Origin of the sequence: Shewanella sp. Sh95, assembly GCF_001308045.1 — a bacterium.
In the GTDB taxonomy this organism is placed as follows: Bacteria; Pseudomonadota; Gammaproteobacteria; order Enterobacterales; family Shewanellaceae; genus Shewanella; species Shewanella xiamenensis.
Genome location: NZ_LGYY01000002.1, coordinates 42886 through 55905, shown reverse-complemented (window position 1 = coordinate 55905; position 13020 = coordinate 42886). Strand labels below are relative to the sequence as shown.

The following is a 13020-nucleotide window of genomic DNA, read 5'->3' as shown; positions in this document are numbered from 1 at the left end:
CTTTACCTGTGAGGCTTTTACCTGATTGCAGATCTTTAAGGGCTTGTTCGAAGTTAAAAGGTTGGGTCATGTGTCATTCCTGTTTTTGAATATTTTACTGAAATGACACAGAATTATGAACACTACCTTTGCCACCTTTATTACATTTAGTCTTCTCCTTAGTAATGGAACTTCAGCTCAGCCTCGTTAAATAAAGGCTGTGGCTGTTGTTTTTGCGCTTCGTAAATCAAGCGATAACTTAACACGGCTTGTACATATTCACGGGTTTCGGTGAAGGGAATAGACTCGATAAAACTCATCGCATCGAGTTGACCATTTGATTCCGATAACCAGCGGCGAACCCTTGATGGGCCTGCGTTATAAGCGGCTGTGGCTAATACGCGGTTTTGATTGAACTCCTTCAATAATTGGGCGTAATAGGCGCTGCCTAAGTTTAAGTTAAGTTCGGCACTGTAGAGATCTTTTGGATCGTTGTATTTAGCACCGTGTTTTTTTGCTGTGGCCTTGGCGGTCGCGGGCATAATCTGCATTAAACCGCGGGCACCAACGCCAGACGTTGCATAGAGGAAAAACGCACTTTCGCGTCGGCTAATGGCGCGGATTTCATCGATATTAACCTTGTGCTTTTTGCTCGCATGTTCAAAGCCCGATTGATGCGCCATTGGGAAGCGTAGGGGGATGTCGTCCCAAAGTTTGCCTTGAATACTGGCTTCGACGCCAAAGTCATACCAGCCTTGATCATGGGCATAACGGCCATAACGAGCACGCATGTCATTATTGCTGCGTTTGAGCAGTGCCACCCATTCATAACGGGCATCGAAATAACGATCGAGCGCCATCAGCTCCTGTACGCGCACAAAACCCAAATCATCTTCGAGTTTTGGACTGTTCCCATTGATAACCGGCTCAGGACTTTGATTTAGCGATACGGGCTTATTCAATAATTGTGAGGCGGCAAAACCGTAAAAGCCGCGCTCATTGCTAACGGCCGCTAGGGCTTTGGTGGCGCTTTCTGGGGCATGTTTGGCATTGGTGCGATACAGCCAATATTGCCAGCGTTCTTTGGCTTGAGCTTCAGGTGATAATAAATCTAAGTAGCGGGCAATATGGGTGCTGTCCTGCTCGCGAATCGCCCAACGTAAACGACGTTCGAACATATCGTCGCTTTTCATCTCTGGCAGCAGATTATCGGCCCAGTCTTTAAAATTATCATCCTGCTCAATCAATACTCGGCGCACCAGATACTTTTTCAGCTGTAGATCTTGCGCGGGACTAAAACGTTTGGCTTTTTGATACCGAGTATATAAATCGATGGCTTGGTCGAGATCTTTACGGGCAAGGCGTTTTAACCCAGCAGCAACGATATCGCCAACAATAGGATTTTTGTCTTTAAATTTTTCAGTATGGCGCAGGCTATTGGGATCTTTAAATACGGCGACTAAGCGTTTGGCTTCGGCGCTATGGACCGTAATTTTTTGCGATAGAAAGCTCAAAAGACTGGTTTGGCCTTCATCGAAGCTCACTAACATCCGTGCCCAAATTACCTCTTGAGTGCGCTTGCCTGCTTTGGTCCAGGCATTGAACAGAGGGTCACATTCTTTCGGACGGGAATCACCATAGACCCATAGCGACTGCGCGGCGGTATAGGCGGTTTGGGTTTCACCTTTGGCAAGTTTAGCCTCATAAAAATAACACTGTAGCCTGACATCGGTTGGCGCATCTTGAGCCAGCGTCAGAAAATCGTTCCAGCGCTTTTGGCTACCAGCATTCAATAAATATTTCGAACGCAGTCTTTGGTACATTGGTGTTGTTTGATATTTATCTATCAAAAACTTAGCGTCATTACCGCGTAAATCATTGAGCCGACCTATATCGATATCATGGTCTAAGTAGATCGCCAGCGGATATTCACCTAACTTAGCACGCAGGGGCTTATAGGTTGCATAGTCTTGTTTCTTCAAGGCTTTTTCAGCCTCAAGAAAAGTCTTTTGGGTCGACGTTAAAGCAAAAGCCGCAGAGGCATTAAATGCACCTGCGATAATAATTGCGCTGGATAACACCATCTTTGTGAATGGGTTGCACATGCAGAACTTGCCTCCGGGCATCAAGGTTACAATCGATTTTTCCTTATCGATTCAGGATTAATAGTGATTTAGGCGTTTTGCTGCGTTTGGGTGTTGAGTTGTTCGAGTGCGGTGGCATCCTCAATTTTTGTTACCCTGGTTTGGTGTTCAGTTGTTTTAGCTGAGCTATCGTTTTCGAACTCGCTGGTTTCATCAATATCACTGTCGTCTAAGGCTTCATTGAGCGCCTTCTCAAGTAACATCTTATCGAGTTGTTTGCTGGTATCAACACCCAGTTGCTGCATTAAATGCGCTTGACGCACCAAATTGCCTTTGCCAGAGGATAATTTATTCATGGCACTGTGATAGGTTTTCTCGGCGTTATCTAAAGCACGGCCAAGTTTTTCCATATCGTCGAGGTAGCCGCAGAGTTTGTCGTAGATCCGGCCTGCTTGTTTGGCAATGGTTTGGGCGTGTTGGTTTTGATACTCGTAACGCCAGATATTATTGATGGTACGCAGGGCAACCAAGAGGTTGGTTGGGCTGACCAGCATAATATTTTGCTCAAGGGCAAAGTTAACAAGGCTTGGGTCATGCTCTAAAGCCAGCAAAAATGCGGGCTCGATAGGGATAAACATCAGCACATAATCTAAGCTTTTAAGCCCGTGTAAGCGCTGATAATCCTTTTGACTCAATCCCTTAATATGATTTCGGATCGATAAAACGTGCTCATTGATGGCTTGCTCACGCACCAGCGGATCTTCACTATTAAAATAACGCTCGTAGCTGACAAGCGACATTTTAGCATCGATCACCACGTCTTTATTTTCAGGCAAATGCACGATGACATCGGGCTTGAAGCGTTTGCCGCTGTCATCTTTGAGATCCTGCTGGGTGTGGTACTCGTGGCCTTCGCGCAGGCCGCTTTCTTGCAGCACGCGGTCTAAAATCACTTCGCCCCAGTTGCCTTGCTGCTTATTATCGCCTTTTAAGGCTTTGGTCAGGTTAATGGCATCCTGGCTCATTTTTAAGTTGAGCTCGCGCAAGTGCTCTAATTGATGTTTAAGGGCGCTACGCTCGGATTGCTCATGGTTATAGGATTCGCGGATTTGCTGCCTAAAACCTTCTAACTGTTGCTTTAACGGCCCAAGTACGCCTTCTAATTGATTGGCGTTTTGGTGTTTAAAGTTTTCGCTGCGCTCTTCGAAAATACGGTTGGCGAGATTTTCAAATTGGGTTTGCAGACGTACTTCGGCACTTTCAAGGGTGGCGATCTTTTCCCGCAGTGATTCTTGCTGGGCATCCGCTTTGGCCTGAATGGTTTGTTGTAGGGCATTGGATTTAGACAACGCCAGTTGTAATTCGAGTTGACGGCGATGACTATCGTTTAATTGCTGCTCTAAACTCGGCACTCGCTCGGCTAAGGACTCGGCTTTGCCTAGATGTTCGATTTTTTGCTCTAGGCGCTGCTGGCATTGACGGAGTTGGCTATCTTTATCATCCACTAAGATTTGCTGCTGCGCGAGGGAAAGCTCTGCATCTTCGTTCACTTGGCGCATTTCTTGTTCTAACTCGTCCTTAAACTGTTGCCAGCGAGAACGGGTGAGACGTTGATTGAGTAGGGCACCGATTAACAGTCCTAAAAAGGCCACGGCGATTAGGCCGATGATCTGGGCGAGGGAAAAAGATTGAGAAAATGGCATCTTACTAGCACTCCTTTTGCGATGGCGCCTAGGGTCGCATGCCCCTAGAAAGGCTTCAAGTGCTTTAATAAACAATCTGTTTAGCTGATGACTCAAATGAGCAAGACTTAGTCGCTTAGGTTGATATAGTGTGAGGGATGAAATTTTTTTGCGGTTTTCTGTGTCTATATCCCTAAGCTTATCAACACAGGTTAATTTACCTGAGCTTTATGGGTGAGAGCTTAGCGTTAGCAAAAGGCGGTACATAACATTTTATTTCTGCAGAGGTGTCCATTGGCTAATCAATCACGTTTTACACCGGGTATTTTGAAAAAAGCACGCTGGCATATACAAGACAATCAAGTTACTCCTGAGTCGGTCTTTAAGGCACGCCGCCACATAGTGAAAGCCATGGGGTTAGGTGCGATTGGTGCCAGTATCCCAGGTTATGTGCAGGCTGGATTATTCGATCTGTTTGGTGATCAGCCCAAAACCAGCTTTATCACCACGCCACTGACTTTTGAGGCCAATGCGCGCTTTGGTCAGGGTGAGGTGCTTACACCATTTGATAAGGTCACAACTCATAATAACTTTTATGAGTTTGGTACCAGCAAACAAGACCCGTCTGATAATGCGCAGCAGTATAAAGTCGACCCTTGGCAATTGCGTATTGAAGGGGAAGTTGAGCGCCCCATGACACTTGATTACCAGGATCTAACCAAGCTGTTTCCGCTTGAAGAGCGTACTTATCGACTGCGCTGTGTTGAAGCTTGGTCGATGGTGATCCCTTGGGTAGGGTTTCCTCTTGCGGCGTTATTGAAAAAAGTGGGCGTAACCAGCAAGGGAAAATATGTCGCTTTTGAGACCGCCTTCGATCCCGAGCAAATGCCAGGACAAAAAAGCCGTTTAATGGGCGGTGGCATTCATTATCCCTATGTGGAAGGCTTAACCATTACCGAGGCGATGAATGAACTGACGCTGATGTCCGTCGGGCTGTATGGTAAAACCCTGCCGCCGCAAAATGGCGCGCCAATTCGGTTAGTGGTGCCGTGGAAATATGGTTTTAAGAGCATTAAATCGATTGTGCGTATTCGGGTGATGGACAAGCAGCCACCCACCAGCTGGAATCAACTCGCACCCCATGAGTATGGGTTTTATGCCAATGTGAACCCAGCTGTCGATCATCCCCGGTGGTCACAGGCGAGTGAGCGGCGCATCGGTGAAGGTGGGTTATTCTCGGCGCAGCGCATCGATACATTGCCTTTTAATGGCTATGGCGAGTTTGTGGCCTCTTTATATGACGGCATGGATTTGAGGCAGTTTTATTAACCCATTCGGCGACCGTATTCTAGGCGCAATCGATTGCGCCAGTTGCAATATCTGTCTAGCGAGATAATGGTTAGCGCCATTAAAGGGGAAAAGAGTAGGAGTCTTATGTTCAACATCACGGCGTTAAGAGTCACGCCAAAACAGCTGCTCTGGGTAAAGTTAGTTTTTCATTTGATTGGGCTTATCCCGATTACTTGGTTGGTTTTTACTGTGCTATCGGGGCGTGCGGGCGGCGACCCTGTGCAGCATATTATCCACTTTACTGGAATTGGCGCACTCAATGCGCTACTGGCAACACTACTGATTTCACCTATTGCCAAGAGATTTAAGTTAGGTTGGTTAATGCAGACTCGCAGGCTTGTCGGCTTGTATGTGTTTGCCTATGCCACACTGCATATTGTTGCGTTTTTCAGCTTAGATCTGCTGTTTGCTTGGGAGTTATTCTTCAGCGAGGTGGCGAAACGGCCTTATATTTTAGTTGGTGCTGTGGCTTATGTGATTGTGAGCGCCTTAGCGATTACCTCATTTAAGGTCTTAATGCGAAAAATGGGCCGCCGTTGGCAAACGTTGCACAATGGGGTATATCTTGTGGCGATACTGGCACCAATCCATTTTTATTGGTCGGTCAAATCCGAAATCATCGAACCGAGTCTGTATATCCTCGGCTTTGGTTTGTTGCTCGCGTGGCGCTTACCCATTTGGCAGAAGAAGCGTAGCAGTCGTATCGCGATGGCCGCCGAGGGCAAGCGATAATCTGTAGTGTTGGCATTTATCAACGAGCAAAGAAAACGGCGTTTGCATACACTGCAAGCGCCGTTTTTATATCAGACGTTGGAAGAGAATGGTTTAACCTAAACCTTGGGTTGCCGATTTCATTTGAATAAATTCAATCTTATAGCCGTCAGGGTCTTCCACAAAGGCGATTTCGGTGGTGCCACCCGCAACAGGGCCAGGCGCGCGTGTCACTTTACCGCCTGCGGCGGCAATGGCTTCACAACGAGCATAAATGTCTTCATCACCAATGGCGATATGGCCAAAGCCTGTGCCGAGATCGTATTTTTCAGTGCCCCAGTTATAGGTCAATTCAATGACCGCTTGCCCTGTTGACTCTTCACCGTAGCCCACGAAGGCTAAAGAATATTTGTATTCTGGGTTTTCTGAGGTGCGAAGTAGCTTCATGCCAAGTATTTGAGTGTAAAAATTAATACTGCGCTCTAAGTTACCAACGCGGATCATTGTGTGTAACAGTTGTGACATAGGATTATCTCGGTCAATGAATTATGCCGGCATTATAACAAAAATCATTGTTAATCGAGTCTTAATGTTAATCGAATAAGCGAATTGCTATGCCTTGATTTTTGAGTTGATGTGCGCTAGGCGAGGTTGCGTGGTGTGAGCTGTATCACGTCACCATTAAACGCGATGTGAAAAGTACAGGATAATTTAGGTCTTGCTCACAAAATAACTATCTCAATATAGGCATTTATCGCAGGCTTGATAATAATGGGTTCATACCCACTAGGAGAGTGAATATGAACACCGAACTTAAAATGGCGCTAGGTACTACAGTTGTAATTGCTTTATTTTTCAGTGCATTCTTCGTATCTATGTTCTGATACCACATTCTAATCAAATCCTGTGTTAAGGCGCTTAAATCAGTTGATTTAAGCGCCTTTGTGTTTCTAGACTCCGCCATTTTCCGTATCTGTCCGTTTTAACATCTCGTGATTGTCGGCAATATTTCTGCAAATAGTTTGAAAAAAGATTATTTTGATATTTATATATTTTGATTTTCAAACTAAAATGTTGGCAGACATCATCAAACACCACAGGTACTTTTGTCCAAATCGGTCAGATAAGGGCAGGGAACGTAGGAAAGAATAATGAAAATAACCCCTTCAACAACAATGTCGCAGCCAAGTCATGGCGTTGGACACTCCATCGCCCAATGGCAACATCCCCATGGATTCTCTACACAAAATACTGATGGCGAAAAAAATACCCGTTATGTGCTGTATTTAACGGTTATCACTATGGTGGCCGAGATTGTGGCGGGCACGATATACGGCTCTATGGCATTGCTGGCCGATGGTTGGCATATGGGCACTCATGCCGCCGCCTTTATGATTACGCTGTTTGCCTATTCCTATGCCCGTAAGCATGCCAATGATCCAACCTTTGCCTTTGGTACCGGTAAAGTGAGTGTCCTTGGCGGTTATACCAGCGCCATCGCCTTAGGACTGGTTGCACTTATCATGCTTATCGAATCAGGGATGCGTTTGATAAACCCTGAGAATATTCACTTTAATGAGGCCATTTTCGTGGCCTTGATTGGATTAAGTGTGAACGTATTAAGCGTGTTCCTGTTGAAAGACCATCATTCCCACGACCATGGACATTCACATGGGCATTCACATGGGCATTCACACGGTCACTCTCATGGTCACATTCACGCACATGATCATGATTATGATGATGATGAGAACGATGACCATAAGGCTCATCAAGATAATCATTGCTGCCATGGGCACGATCATCATGCTGCTGACCATGACCATGACCATGACCATGACCATGACCATGACCATGACCATGACCATGATAACCATTCACACAACCACGCACATGGACATTCCCATGGGCATTCAGGGCATGATCACAACCTGAGAGCGGCTTATTTTCACGTATTAGCTGATGCATTAACCTCAGTGCTGGCGATTGCCGCACTCTTATTCGGTAAATATATGGGCTTAACTTGGCTCGACCCGATTATGGGGATTGTAGGGGCAATTATTATCAGTCGCTGGTCATGGGGATTGATTCAGCAAACGAGTCCAATTTTGCTCGACGGCGGGGTAAATGCAGCGTTACAGCGTAAAGTGCGCGAAACCATTGAAGCGGTGCCAGATCACCAAGTCGCTGATTTACATATTTGGCGCGTGAGTGCCGATCACCATGCTATTATGTTATCCATAGTGTCCCACTCACCGAAAGAAGCCAGTTATTTTAATCAGTTACTGACTAAGTTCCCTGAGTTATCCCATATTACTATTGAGCTGCATACTTGTCGTCAACGTGAGTGTGTCGCTAAGGAAGCCTAATGACAGTTGCACCGCAGCATGATGCTCTATCAGCCTCGGCCGTCCATTCCACGGATCAGGCGTTAAACCATGTGATTATTGAGTTTTATGAAAAATTATCATCTTGGGAGCATGCTATCGTGCGTGATAAGGGTTTTAGCCTATCACAGGTTCACACCATTGAATTATTGGGAGTGCACGGCGCGATGCGGATGAAGGAACTTGCTGATAAGATTGGGGTAACGACTGGCACGCTTACGGTGCAAATCGATAAGATGGTCGAATCCCAATGGGTTGTGCGCCGCCCGCACGAAACCGATAGGCGCTCGATTCTGGTCGAGTTAACCGAAAAGGGCCAAGCACTGTTCCTTGAGCATGATGCGCTGCATTTGCAATTAACGACCGATCTCACCGCTAAAATGAGCGCGGAGGAGCGCAGCGTGCTGCTGAACCTGCTGACGCGGATGAACCAAGAGTTTTAATTGCACATTTATGTAGCTCATTAAGTCACGATTAAAGCGCCCCGATGGGCGCTTTTTTTATGACACAACATCTTGAATATTTTCGATTCATTCTCGATTAATCATCCGTGATTACAATACCTTATCTTTTGTTACATTCTTGTTGTATTAAAAGTTGAACTGAAAATCAATTAAGGTAATGTAGAGCAGAAATTAAGATGGAATCAATTTAAGGGCTCTGTTTAAGGACTATGTTTAAGGGCTCTGTTTAAAAAGGAATAACATGAATCGTAAATTACTGCCTTGGTGCATCGCAGGTGTGCTCACTATGACTGCTCAAGTTCACGCGCAAGAAGACCCGTATATGTGGCTTGAAGAGGTTGAAGGTGCAAAGCCTATGGAATGGGTTAAAGCCCAAAATGCCGCCTCAGCCGCCGAAATTAAAGCCTTCAAAGGGTTTGATACCTTAGTCGCAAATAGCCTCGCTATCCTCAATGACAAAGAGCGTATTCCCTACGCTACCCACATCGGCGACAAGTTGTATAACTTTTGGAAGGACGATACCCATGTCCGGGGGATTTATCGCCGCACGACCATGGAAGAATACACAAAGGCGCAACCCAAGTGGGAAACTGTGCTTGATGTCGATGCTTTAGGTAAGTCGGAATCGGTTAACTGGGTATTTAAGAGCATTGATTGCCAATATCCCGATAATCAACGTTGTTTTGTGTCTTTATCCCGTGGCGGCGCCGATGCGGTCGAAGTGCGTGAATTTGATTTAACCACCAAAGATTTTGTGCCAGCAAAAGATAAGCCATTCTTTTTAAAAGAAGCGAAATCTAGCCTAAGTTGGATAGATAAAGACCAAGCATTTGTCGGCACCGACTTTGGTGATGGCCAAAGCATGACGGACTCAGGTTATCCCCGTGTCGTTAAGTTATGGCAACGTGGTACGCCACTTGAGCAAGCGAAAACGATTTTTAGTGGTGATAAAACCTCGGTGGCAGTATCGGGTTGGGTGATGTTCGACGATAAAACTCCGCTGAGCCTAGTCACAGAAGCACATACCTTTTACACCGCCACCCAATATGTTTATCAAGACGGAAAACTGACTAAGCTGCCAATCCCACAAGATGCCGAGATTAAAGGCTATTTCCAAGGCAAATTGTTTATTGAGCTAAAAAGTGACTTAGCAACGCCTGCGGCGACATTCGGCCAAGGCGCTGTGGTGTACGCTAATGTGGCGGATTTAATTGCCCAAAAAGCGGCGTTTACTGAATTTGTGAGCCCTACGCCAACAGCATCAATAGCGCAGTTAAGTTTTAGTAAGAGCGCGATTTTTGTTAATTGGCTCGATAACGTGAAGAGTAAGCTGGTTCGCTACGAGCAAGATGAAAAAGGCGCATGGCAAAGCACGCCAGTGCCCTTTGAGGCCAACGGCGCGCTAACTGTGATGGATATGGAGCGCGACAGTGACGATTTCTTTGTCAACTACACTAGCTTCCTTGAGCCATCGAGCCTGTATACCGTCAATGCTAAGGCGCTTAAACCTCAAAAAATCAAAGGTATGCCTCAGCAGTTTGCGGCGGATAAATTTAAAACCGAGCAATATTTTGCCACCTCAAAGGATGGTACCAAAGTGCCTTATTTTGTGGTGATGGCAAAAAATCTTAAGCTCGATGGCAGCAATCCAACACTGCTTTATGGTTATGGCGGATTTGAAGTGTCTCTTCGCCCAGCGTATTCAGCTACCATTGGTAAAAACTGGTTAGAGCAGGGCGGTGTGTATGTACTGGCCAATATCCGAGGTGGCGGCGAGTATGGTCCTGCGTGGCATCAAGCGGCGCTTAAGCAGAATCGTCATAAGGCCTACGAGGACTTTGAGGCCATCGCTGAGGATCTCATCGCCCGTAAGATCACCTCGAGCAAGCATTTAGGCATTCAAGGTGGCAGTAACGGTGGTTTGCTGATGGGCGCCGCCTTTACCCGTCGTCCCGATCTCTATAATGCCGTGGTATGCCAAGTGCCTTTACTCGATATGTACCGTTTCAATAAGTTACTCGCTGGCGCAAGTTGGATGGGGGAGTACGGTAATCCTGATGTTCCAGAGGAATGGGCCTACATAAAAACTTACTCGCCATACCATAACCTGCATAAAGACGTGCATTATCCTAAGGTGTTTTTTACCACCTCAACCCGTGACGACAGGGTACATCCAGGGCACGCCCGCAAGATGGTGGCTAAGATGAAGGATATGGGTATTGATGTGCTTTACTATGAAAATATCGAAGGTGGGCATGCTGGGGCTGCAGATAATAATCAAGCTGCGGAACTAAATTCAATGGCGTTTGCCTACTTATTACAGCAGTTAAAATAATCGCACTTGTTACCGCAGTAAATTAACAAGCTGGGGTTAGTTCCCAGCAAGTCCCTATAGGTTGGGGAGTCAAAAACGGTCGAATGCCTTCAGATTCGGCCGTTTTTTTAATCTGTATTATAACTTGTTAATTATAAAGATTATTTAATTGAGGAGAATCTGACGACTTGCTAAGATGGCGCAAATTGTAGGGCATAAGATTGCCTTAAGAAAACTAAGTTAGCTTCGGCCCACTATTGATTTGAGAGACCATAACCAGTGCTGACGAGATTTAAAACCCTAACCGTGAATCGTTTCACTTTTATCACCGCAGTATTTTACGTTTGCGTTTTTAATATCCCACTGTTTGAAATCATCAAAAAAGGCATTGAAAAACAACCTGATGTCGATCCGGTTTTTATCGCCAGTATGCCGTTATTTTTGATCTTTGCGCTGAGTTTTGTGTTTTCGCTGTTTACAGTGAAGTATCTGCTAAAGCCCTTTTTTATCATTCTCACTTTATTATCATCTAGCGTGTTTTTTGCGGCCTTAAAATACAATATCGTGTTTGATTACGGCATGATTGAAAACACCTTTCAAACCAACAGCGCTGAAGCGCTGATGTATGTCAATTTTGCTTCCATACTCAATATGCTGCTTACGGGGATTTTGCCAGCCTATTTGATTTACAAAGCTGATATTCAATACAAGCCATTTTTCAAAGAGTTGCTACATAAAGTTTTGTTTATGCTGGCGATGTTAGCAGGGCTTGGGATTATCGCTTTCTTCTATTTCCAAGACTACGCTTCCTTTGGCCGCAATAATGATGAGATTAAGCGTTATATCGTGCCGACCTATTTTATTGGTGCGGCGGCTAAGTACATCAATGTGCATTACCTACAAACACCAATCAAATATGAACAGCTTGGCTTGGATGCAAAAAATGTCAGTCCCAATACCAACGCTAAGCCCAATTTATTAGTGCTGGTGGTTGGGGAAACAGCTCGTTCGATGAACTATCAATACTATGGTTATGATAAACCGACTAACGCCCATACTCAGGGGCAAGGATTACTGGTCTTTAAGGATACCCATTCTTGTGGTACGGCAACCGCAGTATCGTTGCCTTGCATGTTCTCCCGCATGGGACGCGATGACTATGATTCTCGCCGTGCCTATGCCCAAGACACGGCCGTTGATGTACTGAATCATGGCGGGATTAAGGTGCAATGGTTTGATAATGACTCGGGTTGTAAAGGCGTGTGCGATCAGGTTGAGAACATCACTATCGATTTAAAGAGCGATCCTGAGTTGTGCTCCGGTCAATATTGCTTTGATCAAGTTTTGTTGAACAAACTTGATGAAGCATTAGCTAACGCCGAGCAAAAAGATACCGTGATTGCGTTACATATTATTGGCAGTCACGGGCCGACCTATTATCTACGTTATCCGCCAGAGCACCGTAAATTTACGCCGGATTGCCCACGTAGTGATATTCAAAATTGCACTGCTGAAGCGTTAATGAATACCTACGACAACACTATCTTATATACCGATTACATTCTTAGTCAGGTTGTCAATAAACTTAAACAGCAGCAAGAAAAATTTGATACTGCCATGTTCTATCTATCCGATCATGGCGAGTCTTTGGGTGAAAAAGGAATGTATTTGCATGGCGCCCCTTACAGCATTGCGCCCATTGAGCAAACGAGTATTCCTATGCTGGCTTGGTTTTCTGAGGACTTTAGTCAAGATAATCACTTGAATATGGCTTGTCTTGCTAAAGAAGCTGAAAAGGGGGGATTTTCCCATGACAATTTATTCGATAGCCTATTGGGATTAATGAATGTTCAAACTCAGGTTTATCAGCCTGAATTGGATATTTTTGCCCGCTGCCGAGGTTGAGCCGCTTTTGGCATAACATAAAAAATTAAAGGAGGATGGCAACATCCTCTTTTTGTTTTTGCGCGCCATCATAATAATCATTTTATCCAGTATCCAAAACGAAGCAGTTGAGTTAACTTAAGTTATACAAAATTATAACAACTC

At 45.3% G+C, this 13020-nt stretch carries 9 protein-coding genes; 6 read left to right on the top strand and 3 right to left on the bottom strand.

What is annotated here, in order from left to right:
* Positions 1-158: 158 nt before the first annotated feature.
* Complete coding sequence (locus tag AEA42_RS00270; RefSeq protein WP_055646634.1) at positions 159-2084, bottom strand: transglycosylase SLT domain-containing protein; 1926 nt, start codon at positions 2082-2084, stop codon at positions 159-161.
* A gap of 68 nt (positions 2085-2152) precedes the next feature.
* Positions 2153-3766 carry a DNA recombination protein RmuC gene (gene rmuC, locus AEA42_RS00265; protein WP_055646633.1) on the bottom strand — a complete coding sequence of 538 codons (1614 nt, stop codon included), beginning with the start codon at positions 3764-3766 and terminating at the stop codon, positions 2153-2155.
* A gap of 273 nt (positions 3767-4039) precedes the next feature.
* On the opposite strand from rmuC, the gene msrP reads away from it, so the two are divergent.
* Together msrP and msrQ are read left to right on the top strand one after the other, a co-directional pair.
* The gene (gene msrP, locus AEA42_RS00260; RefSeq protein WP_055646632.1) at positions 4040-5074 is read left to right on the top strand and encodes a protein-methionine-sulfoxide reductase catalytic subunit MsrP; all 1035 of its coding nucleotides are present in this window, start codon (positions 4040-4042) and stop codon (positions 5072-5074) included.
* A 105-nt stretch (positions 5075-5179) separates the two neighbouring features.
* Entirely contained in the window at positions 5180-5827 is a 648-nt protein-coding gene (gene msrQ, locus AEA42_RS00255; protein ID WP_055646631.1) for a protein-methionine-sulfoxide reductase heme-binding subunit MsrQ, read from the top strand.
* Positions 5828-5920: 93 nt separating this feature from the next.
* Here the strand turns inward: msrQ and gloA are convergent, their stop codons facing one another.
* Complete coding sequence (gene gloA / locus AEA42_RS00250) at positions 5921-6331, bottom strand: lactoylglutathione lyase (RefSeq protein ID WP_037417829.1); 411 nt, start codon at positions 6329-6331, stop codon at positions 5921-5923.
* 626 nt (positions 6332-6957) lie between these two features.
* On the opposite strand from gloA, the gene dmeF reads away from it, so the two are divergent.
* The 4 genes from dmeF (at position 6958) to AEA42_RS00230 (ending at position 12876) form a co-directional block, all read left to right on the top strand.
* Positions 6958-8175, top strand: a complete 1218-nt coding sequence (dmeF, locus tag AEA42_RS00245; RefSeq protein ID WP_055646630.1) for a CDF family Co(II)/Ni(II) efflux transporter DmeF — start codon at positions 6958-6960, stop codon at positions 8173-8175.
* The gene (locus tag AEA42_RS00240; RefSeq protein WP_037417825.1) at positions 8175-8636 is read left to right on the top strand and encodes a MarR family transcriptional regulator; all 462 of its coding nucleotides are present in this window, start codon (positions 8175-8177) and stop codon (positions 8634-8636) included. The genes dmeF and AEA42_RS00240 overlap by 1 nt, the downstream gene beginning before the upstream one ends.
* Before the next feature lie 262 nt (positions 8637-8898).
* On the top strand, positions 8899-10992 hold the full coding sequence (locus tag AEA42_RS00235) for a prolyl oligopeptidase family serine peptidase (RefSeq protein WP_055646629.1): 2094 nt from the start codon (positions 8899-8901) through the stop codon (positions 10990-10992).
* Positions 10993-11250: 258 nt separating this feature from the next.
* Positions 11251-12876 carry a phosphoethanolamine--lipid A transferase gene (locus tag AEA42_RS00230; RefSeq protein ID WP_055646628.1) on the top strand — a complete coding sequence of 542 codons (1626 nt, stop codon included), beginning with the start codon at positions 11251-11253 and terminating at the stop codon, positions 12874-12876.
* The last annotated feature ends 144 nt before the right edge of the window (positions 12877-13020 follow it).